Origin of the sequence: Streptomyces griseiscabiei (assembly GCF_020010925.1) — a bacterium.
Taxonomy (GTDB): Bacteria; Actinomycetota; Actinomycetes; order Streptomycetales; family Streptomycetaceae; genus Streptomyces; species Streptomyces griseiscabiei.
In genome coordinates, this window is the sequence record NZ_JAGJBZ010000001.1 from 1,161,607 (window position 1) to 1,174,540 (window position 12,934).

General features: G+C 72.9%; 13 protein-coding genes. 4 read left to right on the forward strand and 9 right to left on the reverse strand.

Features of this window, described 5'->3' with window-relative positions; genetic code table 11:
• Nucleotides 1–360 precede the first annotated feature (360 nt).
• The 5 genes from J8M51_RS05025 to J8M51_RS05045 all read right to left on the reverse strand — a co-directional run bounded on the left by J8M51_RS05025 (nt 361) and on the right by J8M51_RS05045 (nt 5,098).
• Complete coding sequence (locus J8M51_RS05025) at nt 361–1,068, reverse strand: class F sortase (RefSeq protein ID WP_216588613.1); 708 nt, start codon at nt 1,066–1,068, stop codon at nt 361–363.
• A gap of 9 nt (nt 1,069–1,077) precedes the next feature.
• Entirely contained in the window at nt 1,078–1,773 is a 696-nt protein-coding gene (locus J8M51_RS05030) for a hypothetical protein (RefSeq protein ID WP_267298988.1), read from the reverse strand.
• A 108-nt stretch (nt 1,774–1,881) separates the two neighbouring features.
• Nucleotides 1,882–2,661, reverse strand: a complete 780-nt coding sequence (locus J8M51_RS05035; RefSeq protein WP_086751513.1) for an HAD-IIA family hydrolase — start codon at nt 2,659–2,661, stop codon at nt 1,882–1,884.
• A 195-nt stretch (nt 2,662–2,856) separates the two neighbouring features.
• The gene (locus J8M51_RS05040) at nt 2,857–3,702 is read right to left on the reverse strand and encodes a cell wall protein (protein ID WP_267298989.1); all 846 of its coding nucleotides are present in this window, start codon (nt 3,700–3,702) and stop codon (nt 2,857–2,859) included.
• 166 nt (nt 3,703–3,868) lie between these two features.
• On the reverse strand, nt 3,869–5,098 hold the full coding sequence (locus J8M51_RS05045) for an ROK family transcriptional regulator (protein WP_398855561.1): 1,230 nt from the start codon (nt 5,096–5,098) through the stop codon (nt 3,869–3,871).
• A 56-nt stretch (nt 5,099–5,154) separates the two neighbouring features.
• On the opposite strand from J8M51_RS05045, the gene J8M51_RS05050 reads away from it, so the two are divergent.
• Both J8M51_RS05050 and J8M51_RS05055 read left to right on the forward strand, forming a co-directional pair.
• Nucleotides 5,155–6,288, forward strand: coding sequence for a Gfo/Idh/MocA family protein (locus tag J8M51_RS05050; RefSeq protein WP_086752143.1), 1,134 nt, complete (start codon nt 5,155–5,157; stop codon nt 6,286–6,288).
• The gene (locus J8M51_RS05055; protein ID WP_086752145.1) at nt 6,285–6,755 is read left to right on the forward strand and encodes a heme-degrading domain-containing protein; all 471 of its coding nucleotides are present in this window, start codon (nt 6,285–6,287) and stop codon (nt 6,753–6,755) included. The genes J8M51_RS05050 and J8M51_RS05055 overlap by 4 nt, the downstream gene beginning before the upstream one ends.
• 289 nt (nt 6,756–7,044) lie before the next feature.
• Here J8M51_RS05055 and J8M51_RS05060 read toward each other — a convergent pair whose 3' ends face one another.
• The 4 genes from J8M51_RS05060 to J8M51_RS05075 all read right to left on the reverse strand — a co-directional run bounded on the left by J8M51_RS05060 (nt 7,045) and on the right by J8M51_RS05075 (nt 10,011).
• Nucleotides 7,045–7,902: a fumarylacetoacetate hydrolase family protein gene (locus tag J8M51_RS05060; RefSeq protein ID WP_086752153.1), complete on the reverse strand. Its 858-nt coding sequence runs from the start codon at nt 7,900–7,902 to the stop codon at nt 7,045–7,047.
• 149 nt (nt 7,903–8,051) lie between these two features.
• Nucleotides 8,052–8,834, reverse strand: coding sequence for a YidC/Oxa1 family membrane protein insertase (locus J8M51_RS05065; protein ID WP_086752147.1), 783 nt, complete (start codon nt 8,832–8,834; stop codon nt 8,052–8,054).
• A gap of 130 nt (nt 8,835–8,964) precedes the next feature.
• The gene (locus J8M51_RS05070; RefSeq protein ID WP_086752149.1) at nt 8,965–9,279 is read right to left on the reverse strand and encodes a DUF6412 domain-containing protein; all 315 of its coding nucleotides are present in this window, start codon (nt 9,277–9,279) and stop codon (nt 8,965–8,967) included.
• Between the two features lie 96 nt (nt 9,280–9,375).
• Nucleotides 9,376–10,011 (reverse strand): class E sortase, encoded by a 636-nt coding sequence (locus tag J8M51_RS05075; RefSeq protein WP_267298990.1) that lies wholly within the window; start codon nt 10,009–10,011, stop codon nt 9,376–9,378.
• 207 nt (nt 10,012–10,218) lie between these two features.
• Between J8M51_RS05075 and J8M51_RS05080 the strand changes: the two genes are divergently transcribed.
• Both J8M51_RS05080 and J8M51_RS05085 read left to right on the forward strand, forming a co-directional pair.
• On the forward strand, nt 10,219–11,772 hold the full coding sequence (locus tag J8M51_RS05080; RefSeq protein WP_267298991.1) for a glycoside hydrolase: 1,554 nt from the start codon (nt 10,219–10,221) through the stop codon (nt 11,770–11,772).
• 109 nt (nt 11,773–11,881) lie between these two features.
• Nucleotides 11,882–12,892, forward strand: coding sequence for an SEC-C domain-containing protein (locus J8M51_RS05085; protein WP_267298992.1), 1,011 nt, complete (start codon nt 11,882–11,884; stop codon nt 12,890–12,892).
• The last annotated feature ends 42 nt before the right edge of the window (nt 12,893–12,934 follow it).

Consider the following 12,934-nt stretch of genomic DNA (forward strand, 5'->3'; position numbering starts at 1 on the left):
GCCCACGAGGCCGTCGCCGCCTTGGCCGAGAAGCGGCTTGCCGTGCCGCGTCCACCTGGGCCGATGACATAGAGCCACGCCCTGTCGACTTGGCGTCAAACAGCCTCTAGCCGGTGGCGCCCGGGCGCTCTAGAGTCGCAGACGAACGGCCCCGGCCCGGCCTGTCGCGCCCTGGCGGGTGTTGCGAGTGTTCCGAGTTCCCAGACCTCCCGTGTTCGCGCCGGGCCAACTCCCGCGGCCCGAGCGCGCACGGTCGAGGACCAGCCCGGTCGGCGGCTTCCGGGGGAGCGGGCCGCCGGCCGGGCCGGGTGTCACCCGGCTCGCGAGGGCGCTCTCACCTGCCGACTCGCAAGGGCGCTCTCACGTCCCCGTCCCGCTCAGGTACGCGGAGACGACGACGTTCGCCGTGTAGGTGCGGCTCGCCCTGTCGAAGGTGCCGCCGCAGGTGACGAGCCGGAGCTCGGCGCGCCCCGACTGCCGTACGCCGTAGGCCTGTCGGGCGTCGAAGTCGTCGCGGCCGAGGACCTGGACGTCGTCCACGGTGAACTCGGCCATGCGGCCGTCGCTGCGGGCGACCCGGATCTTCTCGCCGACCCCCAGCGCGCTCAGCTTGTAGAAGACGGCGGGCCGGGTCTCGGTGTCGACGTGCCCGACGAAGAGCGCGGCGCCCGTCGCCCCCGGCCGCGCACCGGCGGCGTACCAGCCGACGACGCCCGGCTGGCCGTAGGCGGGCGGTTCGATCGCCCCGTCCCGGTCGAGGCCGCGGGCCACGACGGGTGCCTGCACGCCCAGCGAGGGGATGTCCAGCCGCTGGGGCCGCGCTCCGCCCAACGGCTCTGCCGCGGGCGGCAGTTCGGCCTGGGCGGGCCGGCCGACCGCCGCCACGTCACCGGTGGTCGGCGCGGACGCGCCGGGCCGTACGTCGGTGACCTCACGGCCCCACAGCCACAGCCCGAGCAGCAGCACGGCCCAGGCGACACCGGTGATGACACGACCGGTTCCGCTGCCCGGCCCGTTCCCGGCGCCCCCGATCACGCTTCCGTCGTCGGAGTAGTCCCGTCCCGGCACAGCGACCCCTTACTCCGTACCCCGGCCGCGGCTCCGGCGCGCGCCGCGCGCCACGACCGCCACCGCCGCGACCCCGGCGAGGACCAGTCCGACCACCGCGTGACGGGTGCCGGGACCGGCGTGCCGGGCGTTGTCCATGGAGCCGGCCGGGCCGGCCGGGCCCCGCGCGCCCGCCAGGTCGGCCGCCGCGAGGTCGGCCGCCGCCCCACCGCCGCCCGCGCGCACCGGGGCGACCGGGGAGGCGGGGGCCGAGGGCCGGGGGGAGGCGGCGGGCTTCGTGTCCGGCCGCTCGGCGTCCGACGGCCCGGTGTCCGGCCCACCGGTGGCCGGTGGTCTGGTGGCGGGCTTGCCGTCGCCGACCCTGATCGTGCCCTTGACCTTGTCCTCGCGGCCGTCGCAGGTGATCCGGACGCCGTAGGTGCCGGGGTCGAGCGAGGACCGGACGCGGGTCTCCCCGGCGAGCGTGCCGGGGCCGCCGCCGTCGAGCCGGGTGAGCTGCGCGTCCGCGACGAACGCCTTCGAGGAGGCCGTTCCGGACCGGCCCGCACAGCCCTCGGCCCGCACCTGGATGTCGCTGCCCGGCGTCGGCGAGGCCGGCACCACCGAGACGTTCCCCGAGTCGGCCGCGTGGACCGGGGGCGCCGACACGGTCAGCGCCGCCCCGACCACCGCCCCGGCACAGAGAGTGACTCGCAATGAGCCCATGGTGAACCTCCAGACACCTGAGACTCCCCCGCCGGGCGGCGGGCCGCATCCGGGGAGGGGCCGGGGCTGCTCCGTCCGGGTGTCCGTGGGTTTACCGGAGGCCGGGGGTCAGATGCGGTCGACGAGGTCCGCGATCGAGTTCACGACCTTCGACGGGCGGTACGGGAACTTCCCGATCTGCTCGGGGGTGGTGAGGCCGGTGAGGACGAGGAAGGTCTCCATCCCGGCCTCGATGCCCGCGAGGACGTCCGTGTCCATCCGGTCGCCGATCATCGCGCTGGTCTCGGAGTGCGCGCCGATCGCGTTCAGCCCGGTGCGCATCATCAGCGGGTTCGGCTTGCCCGCGAAGTACGGCTTCTGCCCGGTCGCCTTGGTGATCAGCGCGGCCACGGCCCCGGTCGCGGGCAGCGGGCCCTCGGTGGAGGGGCCCGTCTCGTCGGGGTTGGTGGCGATGAACCGGGCGCCGCCCTCGATCAGCCGTACCGCCTTCGTCATGGCCTCGAAGGAGTAGGTGCGGGTCTCGCCGAGCACGACGTAGTCGGGCTGGTGGTCGGTGAGGACGTACCCGATGTCGTGCAGCGCGGTCGTCAGCCCCGCCTCGCCGATGACGTACGCCGTGCCGCCGGGCCGCTGGTCGTCCAGGAACTGGGCGGTCGCGAGGGCCGAGGTCCAGATGTTCTCCACGGGCACGTCCAGGCCCATGCGGGAGAGGCGGGCGTGCAGGTCACGGGCCGTGTAGATGGAGTTGTTGGTGAGCACCAGGAAGGGGCGCCCGGACTCGCGGAGCCTCTTTATGAAGGCCTCGGCGCCGGGGATCGGCACGCCCTCGTGGATGAGCACACCGTCCATGTCGGTGAGCCACGACTCGATGGGCTTGCGCTCTGCCATGTGCGTTCTCCTGCCGACCTCTGCCAGTACCTGCCGTCACCTGCCGTACGTCCGTATATCCGTACGTTCTGGTTCGACCCAACCCTAGTGAGCGTCGGCCGAAATGAGGAGGCCGATCTTGGCGGCTGAGACCGCGCTCATCAGGTCGGCGGGGGTGCGCTGCCCGGGAGGCGCGCGGGACGGTCCCCGCCGGCCTCAGCCGGCGCGTCTGCGGACCGTCGCCACCAGCAGCCCGCCGGCGGACAGGAGCAGCAGCCCGGTCACATACGGCAGCGCCTCACGCATCCCCGAGGCGGCCAGTTCGTCTGCCCGCGGCCGTGACTCGCCCGGTACGACGCCTCCGCCCTCCTTCGCGGCCCCGCCGCCGTCCCGGCCGCCCCCTTCCTTGCCCGCCCCGCTCTCCGCCGCCGGCTCCCCGCTCTCCTTCCCCTCGTTCTCCTCCTCCCCGTCGGTGATCCGGAAGCGGTAGTCGTTCGACTCGCCGACCCACTCGCTGTCGTCGCCGCGCCGCTCGACCACGGCCGCCTTCGCCACGACGTCGTTGGGGACGGCCGCGTCGGAGGTGAGGGAGAGCCGGACCCGGACGGTGAGGGTGCGGCGGGGCGGCACGGTGAAGCCGGCGCCGCCGAGGACGCCGACCAGTTCGTCCGCGTCGGTCCGTTCGAAGGTCACCGGCCGGGCGGTGGTCCCCTCGGCGTCCGCGTAGAACTCCAGCTGCGGCTGGCTCCGCTCCAGCGTGCGCGAGCCGTCGACCAGGACGACCACCGGGTGGATGCCGCCGCAGGTCCGGGAGGTGGTGTTGGTGAGGTCCACCGCCCAGGTGTGGAAGCCGCCGCCGGCGACATAGGTGGCGGGTCCCCCGCGGATACGGGTCCGGATGGGGAAGGCGCCGCGGTCGCGCCCGGCGCAGGTGGGCCGCCGGTCGTCCGCCACCGCACCAGGCGCTACGGGGCCGGAGGCACTGCCGAGCGCCACCGCGGGACCACTGACGAGGGCGGCTGCGGTGGCCAGGGCGAGGGTCAGACACGTACACAGTCGCATGAACACATGACCATGCCATCGGCCCGCGTCCCTGAGCCCCGCCACGCCTTGCCACCCCGGGATCGCCCCCGGAGGTCCGCTCGATCAGCGGAGCGGGGGGCGCCCTCGTAGGCGCAGGCGGACAGGCGGCGGACAGTCACGCCCGCTCACGCCCACTCACATCCGCTCACCCGTCCTCACGCCCGAACAACGGCGCCAACAGCAGCTGAGCCGCGCCCTCCGCGACCCCGGACGCCCCGCCCCCCACCACCCGGACCGGCACGGCCGGATCCTCTCCCTGCCGCCGAGCCCACTCGTCCAGCACCAGCCCCACTCCCCGCACGAACACATCGGGCCGCGCCTCGACCGTCCGCCCGCCCAGCAGCACCAGCTCGATGTCCAGCAGTCCCACCAGGTTCGCGGCCCCCGTGCCGAGCACCCGCGCCGCCTCCTCCACGTCCCCCCGCGCCACCGCCGCGAGGCACAGCGCCTCCACGCACCCCCGGTTCCCGCACTCGCACATCGGCCCGTCCAGCTGCACCACCTGGTGCCCGAACTCACCGGCCCGCGTGCGGGCCCCGCGATGCACCGCCCCGTCGATCACGAGCCCGGCCCCCAGCCCCGTACCGAGATGGAGGTAGGCGAAGGACCCGTGCGCCCCCGCGACCGCCGCGAGTCCGAGGGCCGCCGCGTTGGTGTCCTTGTCCACCACCACCGGCATCCCGAGCCGCCGCGCGAGCGCCGCCCGCAGCGGAAACCCGTCCCACTCCGGGAACCCGGTGACCCGGTGCAGCACCCCGTGCAGATGGTCGAGGGGCCCGGGGAGGGCGACCCCGACGCCGAGCACGGGGAGCGGTGCGGAGCCGTACACCTCGGACCCGCTCCCGGCGCGGCCCTCGACCCGCGCGGCCGTACGCCCCTCGCTCACCCCCGCCAGCAGCGCCTCCACCTCCCGGGCCGCGCCCTCGACCACCGCGTCCGCCCCGGCGCCGAGGTTGAGCGGGGCCCGCCGCTCGGCGACGACCGTGCCGGTCAGGTCGCAGAGGACGGCCGTCAGTTCGTCGCGGTCGAGATGGAGGCCGACGGCGTGCCCGGCGTCGGGCACCAGCCGCAGGACGGTGCGCGGCTTGCCGCCGGTGGACGCCCGGTACCCCGCCTCCGTCACGAGCCCGTCCGCGCGCAGCCGGGCGGTGATCTTGCTGACCGCCTGCGGGGTGAGCCCGGTCCGGTCGGCCAGCTCCAGCCGGCTTATCCCGGCCACCCCGGCGGCCCGCAGCAGGTCCAGCACCAGTGCCCCGTTGTGGCTGCGCAGGGCGAGCAGATTCACGCCGGTCACTCCCGCGGTACGCCCGCCGCCGGTGCCCCTGCCGCTCCGGTCGCTGGTCCCGTTGCCGTTGCCGTTCCGGTTGCCGTTCACACCCCCATTGTCCCTCGCGCTTGCACTTTGGAAACAGCGTTGCTTAAGTGGACGGCATGACAGGCACGACAGACACCAGCACAGGTACCGACGCGGGTACCGGCTCAGGCGCCGGCGCGGACGGGTCCCTCCGCGTCGCCCTCGTCGGCTACGGCCTCGCCGGCTCCGTCTTCCACGCCCCGCTGATCGCCGCGACCGAGGGCCTGGCCCTCGACACGGTCGTCACGTCGAACGCCGAACGGCGCGCCCAGGCCCGCGCGGAGTTCCCGGAGGTGCGGTTCGCCGCCACGGCCGACGAGCTGTGGGCCCGCGCGGACGAACTGGACCTGGTCGTCATCGCCTCCCCGAACAAGACGCACGTGCCCGTGGCCACCGCCGCCCTGGAGGCGGGCCTCGCGGTCGTCGTCGACAAGCCCGTCGCCGGTACGGCGGCCGAGGCACACGAGCTGGCCGCCCTCGCGGACTCCCGGGGCCTGTTCCTCTCCGTCTTCCAGAACCGCCGCTGGGACAACGACTTCCTGACCCTCCGCAAGCTGCTCGCCGACGGCGAACTGGGCGAGGTCCGCCGCTTCGAGTCCCGCTTCGAACGCTGGCGCCCCCAGCTGAAGGGCGGCTGGCGCGAGTCCGGCGACCCCGCGGAGATCGGGGGCCTCCTCTACGACCTGGGCAGCCATGTCGTCGACCAGGCCCTCACCCTCTTCGGCCCGGCCGCCCTCGTGTACGCCGAGGCCGACCTGCGCCGCCCCGGTGCCGAGACGGACGACGACACGTTCATCGCCGTGACCCACGCGAACGGCGTCCGCTCCCACTTCCACGCCTCCGCCGTCACCCCTCAACTCGGCCCGCGCTTCCGGGTGCTGGGCTCCGAGGCGGGATACGTCAAGTACGGCCTCGACCCCCAGGAGGCGGCCCTGCGCGACGGCGTACGCCCGGCTCCCGGCACCGCCTGGGGCGAGGAGCCCGAGGACCTCTGGGGCCGTGTGGGCGCCGGCGACTCCCCCCTGACCGGCGGCGGCAGCCCCGTCCCGACCCTCCCGGGCGACTACCCCGCGTACTACACGGCCGTGGCCGCCGCCCTGAACGGCACCGGCGAGAACCCGGTCACGGCGTACGAGGCCGCCGCCGCGCTGGACGTCCTGGAGGCGGCGCGGAAGTCGGCGCGCGAGGGTGTGGCGGTGAAGCTGTCATGACCGGGACCCCGACCGTCGCGGAACTGGAGGCCCAGGAACTCCGCCTGGTCTTCGACCAGTTCACCCACGACGACGCCTGGGCGCTCGGCTCCCTCCTGGTGGAGCTGGCCCGCGAACGCCACGCCCCGGTCGCCATCGACATCCGCCGCGGCAGCCAGCAGCTCTTCCACGCCGCCCTCCCCGGCTCGACCCCGGACAACGACGCCTGGATCGACCGCAAACGCCGGGTCGTGGAACGCTACGGCTCCTCCTCCTACCTCGTCGGCGCCCGCTTCCGCGCCAAGGGCACCACCTTCGAGGACTCCTCCCGCCTGGACCCCGACACCTACGCGGCCCACGGCGGCTCCTTCCCGGTGACGGTCATGGGCGCCGGAGTCATCGGCACGGTCACGGTCTCGGGCCTCCCCCAACTCGACGACCACGCCTTGGTGGTGGAAGCCCTGGAACGCTTCCAGAGCACCTTGTAACCACCGGACGCCGCCGTTTCTTTCAGGGGCGCGGGGAACTGCGCAATCTTCGGGGGCGCGGGGAACTCCGCACCCCATTAGGGGCGCGGGGAACTGCGCAATCTTTTAGGGGCGCGGGGAACTCCGCAATCTTTTAGGGGCGCGGGGAACTCCGCAACCCTTTAGGAGCGCGGGGAACTCCGCAATCTTTTAGGGGCGCGGGGAACTGCGCGACCAGCCACGACGATCCCGCAGCCGCCAACGAACAGCAGCCCCCCGCCCCTTAGGCACCCGGCACCAAGCGGAGCGCCTACGCGTTCAAGAACTCCTGCCGCTGCCGCCCCAGCCCCTCGATCTCCAGCTCCACCACATCCCCCGCCCGAAGGAACGGCTTCGGCTCGGGCTCCCCCAGAGCCACCCCCGCAGGCGTCCCCGTATTGATCACATCCCCGGGGTACAGCGTCATGAACTGACTGACGTACCGCACGACCTCCCCCACCCCGAAGATCTGCTCCCCTGTCGTCCCGTCCTGCTTCGACACCCCGTTGACCCACAGCCGAAGCCCCAGCTTCTGCGGATCGGGCACCTCGTCCGCGGTCACCAGCCACGGCCCCAGCGGATTGAACGTCTCGCAGTTCTTCCCCTTGTCCCAGGTCCCGCCGCGCTCCAGCTGGAACTCCCGCTCGGACACGTCATGGGACACCGCGTACCCGGCGACATGCTCCAGCGCCGCCTCGCGCGACTCGACGTACCGGGCCGTACGCCCGATCACGACCGCGAGTTCGACCTCCCAGTCGGTCTTCGTCGACCCGCGCGGCACGAGCACCGTGTCGTTCGGCCCGACCACCGTGTCCGCCGCCTTGAAGAAGATCACCGGCTCGGACGGCGGCTCGGCCCCGGTCTCGCGCGCGTGGTCGTGGTAGTTCAGCCCGATGCAGACGATCTTGCCGATCCGGGCGATCGGCGGACCGATCCGCAGGCCCGCCGCGTCCAGGACGGGCAGCTCACCGCTCCCGGCGGCCTCCCGGACCCGCCCGAGCGCCGCCTCGTCCGAGAGCAGCGCGCCGTCGATGTCCGGCACCACGCCCGACAGGTCCCGCAGGACCCCCTCGGCGTCGAGCAGCGCGGGCCGCTCCGCACCCGTCGTACCGACTCGCAGCAGCTTCATGGTCGCCATCTCCCTCGGTCGTCCATCGCGCCCGACCGATGGGTGCGGCCACCGGAGGACTGATCGATCGTCCAAGGTCGCCGTCCACTTCGCAAGACCCGGTTCACGGACTGGACCGCGCCCATTGCCGCCCTGTCGCCGCCCCGCCCCTACCGGGTGGTGACGGCCGCCGCCTGCGCGCCGGGGGCGGTCCCGGCCGAGGGCAGCGGGTAGAGGAACGCCCGCTCCACCGCGCTCCACGTCGTACTGGTCACCACGTACAGCGCGGCCGCCAGCGGCACCACGGCCACGCTGACCAGCGTGAAGAAGGACATGAACGGCATGAACTTGCTGACGGCCCCCATGCTCGCCGCCATCCCGGGCACCTGCTCGTCCGACACGGCCGGCATCCCGGCCGTACCCGCCGCCATCATCCGCTTCGTCCGCCGGAAGTTGAAGGCCGCGACGCACCCGACGATCACGAAGAGCCCCAGGTAGACAAGCCCCTGCGGCCCGAACGCACCGCCGTCGCCGAGGGCGTCGTGCCAGCGGTCGCCGAGCGGGGCCGCGAAGAGCTTGTGGGTGAGGAGGGCGTTGGACTCGCCGCCGATCGTCGTGTTGGAGAACAGGTGGTAGAGGAGGAAGAAGGCCGGCAGCTGGCAGAGGCTGGGCAGACAGCCGGACAGCGGCGACACCTTCTCCTTGGTGTGCAGCTCCAGCATCGCCTTCTGGAGCTTCTCCGGGTTCTTCGCGTGCTTCTTCCGCAGCTCCGCGATCTGCGGCTGCAGCGCGATCCGCGCCCGCTGCCCCCGCGCCGCCGCCCGGGACAGGGGGTGCACGAGCAGGCGTACGAGCGCCGTGAACAGGACGATCGCGACGGCGGTCGCGGAGGCGTGGAACAGCGGCTGGAGCAGATCGGCGAGGTGCGCGACAAGGTCGGCGAAAACGGACATGGGTGTGAGCCCTCCAGGGGTCTCGTCGTGCCGGGGAGCGCCGGTCGGATGACCGGGACTCGGCGCGACGGCCCGCCTGCGGAGCACAGACCCCGGTCAGAAGGACCGGATGAAGTGGTGTGGGTGTGCCCTACGCGGCGGTGGCCGTCAGGAGGGCGCGTCCGGGAGCCCGGGGGCGCGTACGCCCGCGTGCGTCGGGATCTCGCTGGGGCAGGAACGCCGTACGGCGCTCACGGTCCCGTATGGCCGTCCGTACCCGCGTCCGGGGTACGACGGGCGCGCTGCGCGAGGCGAGCAGCGCGCACGCGGCGAGGACGGAGCCGGCCGCGGCGGTGGCGGCGAAGGCGACGGCCGCGGAGAGCGTGCCGGTGTCGAGGACGGCGACCTCGAAGAGGAGCAGCAGAAGCATCGCGGCGGGACGCCGGCCGAACCAGCTCCGGATCATGACGCCCTCCTCTCGGCGCTCCCGGCGCCGCGTTCTGCGGCGCACTCGCACACATGCTCTCATCACATGCTCATCAGATGGTCTCACCCGATGCTCTCATCCGAGCCGGACCGAGCGCAGCTTCCCCCAGACCACGAGCCGGTACGTGGAGGTGTACGCGGGCGTGCAGGTGGTGAGCGTGAGGTAGTGCCCGCGCTCGTCGTACCCGTACGCCGTCCGTACATCACTGCGCGGGACGGGCCGCAGGACGCCGCCGTCGCCGGGCGCGGTCTGCGGGAGCGTCCGGTCGACGACGTACGTGTACACGGCGCCCCTGGTCTCGACGCGGACCTCGTCGCCGGGTGTGAGCCGGTCGAGCCGACGGAAGGGCTCGCCGTGGGTGGTGCGGTGCCCGGCGAGCGCGAAGTTCCCGGGCCGGCCCGGCTGCGCGGTCCCCGGGTAGTGCCCGACGTACCCCTTGTCGAGCACGTCCGCCCGGCCGACCCCCTCGGCGACGGGCGCGCGGAGGCGGAGGCGGGGGACGGCGAGGACGGCATAGGGCTGGGCGGGCCCGGTGGCCACGCGTCCGGCCGCCCACCGCCGCTCCAGCGCGGCCACCTCCCGGGCCGCCGTCTGCTGGGCCTGCCGGTTGGTCCACCACAGCTGATGGGCGACGAAGAGGAGGAGAACGAGCCCGAGAGTGACGGCGCACTCGGCGGCGACGCGGAGAGCGCGAACGTGGGCGACTTTCATCTCCCCTTCTCCCAACCGTTGGAAGAAACCCTGGACGAAACCCGATGAAACCCCGGAACAGAGAGCAGAAAGCGCTGTCACACCTCTCGACAAGCTCACCACTCACCCCTGACTCTTCCGTTGTCCCCACTGAGCAGTTCGGACGGGTGGCCGGTCCCCCAACCCCACCTTTCCCTCCCCTCGGCACCCGCATCCCCCGGAGCTGACATGACTGCATCCCCCGACCCCAAGGACGACCGGGCGAGACCGGCCGCGGCACCCCCCACCCCGGAACGGCCCCCGACGGCCTTCGGCCGCAGAGCCCTGCTGGCGGCGGCCGGCGGCGCGGTCGTCGGCACCGCCCTCGGCACGGGCACGGCGAGCGCGGACGCGACGATCGCCGTCAACCCGGCCACGAAGTACGGCACCTGGGAGGGCTGGGGCACCTCGCTCGCCTGGTGGGCCAATGTCTTCGGCGCCCGGGACGACTTCGCCGACCTGTGGTTCACCACCAAGACGACGACGTACAACGGCACGGCCCTGCCCGGCCTGGGCATGAACATCGCCCGCTACAACCTCGGCGCGTGCAGCTCGAACTCCATCAACGGCGAGTCGATGGTCAAGTCCCCCAACATCCCCGCCTTCAAGCAGATCGAGGGCTTCTGGCAGGACTACACCAACGAGAACCCGACCTCCTCGGCCTGGAAGTGGACGGCGGACCCGAACCAGCGCGCGGCCCTGACGAAGGCGGTGGCGCGCGGAGCGACGACGGAACTCTTCGCCAACTCCCCCATGTGGTGGATGTGTTCGAACCACAACCCGTCGGGAGCCTCCGGCGGCGGCAACAACCTCCAGACCTGGAACTACCGCCAGCACGCCTCCCACCTCGCGGCGACGGCCCTCTACGCCAAGAACAACTGGGGCGTGAACTTCGCGACGGTCGACCCCTTCAACGAGCCGGCGTCGTCCTGGTGGACGGCGACCGGCACCCAGGAGGGCTGCCACATGGACCCGGCGGTCCAGGCGGCCGTACTCCCGTACATGCGCAGCGAGTTGGACGCCCGCGGCCTGACGTCGGTCCGTATAGCGGCGTCGGACGAGACGAACTACGACACCGCCCGCTCGACGTGGAGCGCCTTCAGCTCATCGACGAAATCCCTGGTCAGCCAGGTGAACGTGCACGGCTACCAGGGCGCGGGAGGCCGCCGCGACCTCCTCTACACGGACGTGGTGACGACGTCCGGCAAGAAGCTCTGGAACTCGGAGACGGGCGACAGCGACGGCACTGGCTGGACCCTCGCCCGCAACCTCTGTTACGACTTCCGCTGGCTCCACCCCACGGCCTGGGTCTACTGGCAGGTGATGGACCCGACGGCGGGCTGGGCGATGATCGCGTACGATGCGAACACCCTCCAACCGACCACAGTCCAGACCAAGTACTACGTCATGGCGCAGTTCAGCCGCCACATCCGCCCCGGAATGACCATCCTGGACGTGGGCTCCAGCTACACGGCGGCGGCGTACGACGCGTCGGCGAAGCGCCTGGTGATCGTGGCGATCAACACCGCCACCTCCGCGCAGACCTTCACCTTCAACCTCTCCGGCTTCACGACGGTGACCGGCGGCTCCGGCGGCCTGGTCCCCCGCTGGAACACCCACACCTCGGGCGGCAGCGACCGCTACCGCGCGTACTCGGACACGTTCCTGAACGGCAAGTCGGTGGCGGTCCCGTTCGCGGCGGGGGCGGTGCAGACGCTGCAGATCGACGGGGTGACGATCTAGGCGGAAGCGGAGGTGGGAACGAACGCGCCCCTGACCTGCCCCCTCCCACCTCCGCCCGCACCTCGCCTCTCATCCCCTTCCCTCCCCCATCGACGCTACGGTGTCGTCCATGCGCCCCGACACGCCTGCCGAGAACGTCGACCACACTGCCGAAGCGGCACGCCTGGAGCGGACCGCCGACCTCTACCCGGAGGACGCCGAGCACCTGCTGCTGCAGGCCGCGGCCCACCGGGAACTGGCCGGCGACCGCCCCACCGCGACGGCCCTCTACGACCGCCTCCTGTCGTCCTCCACCCCCCTGGACAACCCCCACCTCGTACGCGCGCTGAAAGCGTCCAACCTCTGGGAGTACGGCCACGAGGCGGAGGCCCGCGCGATCATCGACGGAGTCCGCGCGGCCGCCCCGCGGGACCCGGCCCCCTGGGTGATCGTCGCCGAGGCCCTGGAGGCCCACGACGAGCTGGAGGCGGCCCAGGACACGTTCACCTCGGCCGTGACCCTCCTCCTGACGGACGTGGCGGAGCCCCCGTACTCGACCCGTGCGCTGCTGTTCGGCCGCCACCGGGTCCGCCGCATGCTGGGCGCCCCCCACGACAACTGGGACGCCGTCGCGGACACCCAGCACTCCTCCTCCGTCTCCCTGGACGAGCTGCACGACCCGAAGCGGGTATGGTCCCTGGGCTCGGACAACCCGGCAGAACTCCAGGCCGAGATCTCCCGCCTACGCGCGGAGTTGGGCGCCTACCGCGAGGCCCTCTCCCGCCCCTTCCCGGTGGCGGTCCTCCACTGGCCGGCCCCGGAACTCTCGGAACTGGTGACGGCCTACCCGGGCCTGACCACCGAATACCCGTCCCACGAGGCCCACTTGGCGACGATAGAGGCCTCCCTGCGCGAACTCGCCTCCTCCGGCACCCCCAACCTGGGCATCGTCACGGGCACGGTCCCGTCCTACGAGGCCTTCGCCGCCTCGGAGGGCTCGTCCCCGGCCGACGCGACACTGCTGCCGCAGTACGCGACGACGCTGGCGGCGCGGGGCTTGGCCGTCTCCTGGCCGCCGCAGCGGGGCAGCGCGTGCTGGTGCGGCTCGGGCCAGACGTACGAGGGGTGCCACGGGGCGTAGCCCAACCACCGGCGAAACCGCCCCACCCACCCGGGCCGCTCG

Coding starts and splice junctions, on each gene's coding strand:
- J8M51_RS05075 (WP_267298990.1), bottom strand. CDS start 10,011: ATGAAAGTCGCCCACGTTCGCGCTCTCCGCGTCGCCGCCGAGTGCGCC.
- J8M51_RS05035 (WP_086751513.1), bottom strand. CDS start 2,661: ATGGCAGAGCGCAAGCCCATCGAGTCGTGGCTCACCGACATGGACGGT.
- J8M51_RS05040 (WP_267298989.1), bottom strand. CDS start 3,702: ATGCGACTGTGTACGTGTCTGACCCTCGCCCTGGCCACCGCAGCCGCC.
- J8M51_RS05060 (WP_086752153.1), bottom strand. CDS start 7,902: ATGAAGCTGCTGCGAGTCGGTACGACGGGTGCGGAGCGGCCCGCGCTG.
- J8M51_RS05055 (WP_086752145.1), top strand. CDS start 6,285: ATGACCGGGACCCCGACCGTCGCGGAACTGGAGGCCCAGGAACTCCGC.
- J8M51_RS05080 (WP_267298991.1), top strand. CDS start 10,219: ATGACTGCATCCCCCGACCCCAAGGACGACCGGGCGAGACCGGCCGCG.
- J8M51_RS05070 (WP_086752149.1), bottom strand. CDS start 9,279: ATGATCCGGAGCTGGTTCGGCCGGCGTCCCGCCGCGATGCTTCTGCTG.
- J8M51_RS05030 (WP_267298988.1), bottom strand. CDS start 1,773: ATGGGCTCATTGCGAGTCACTCTCTGTGCCGGGGCGGTGGTCGGGGCG.
- J8M51_RS05065 (WP_086752147.1), bottom strand. CDS start 8,834: ATGTCCGTTTTCGCCGACCTTGTCGCGCACCTCGCCGATCTGCTCCAG.
- J8M51_RS05085 (WP_267298992.1), top strand. CDS start 11,882: ATGCGCCCCGACACGCCTGCCGAGAACGTCGACCACACTGCCGAAGCG.
- J8M51_RS05050 (WP_086752143.1), top strand. CDS start 5,155: ATGACAGGCACGACAGACACCAGCACAGGTACCGACGCGGGTACCGGC.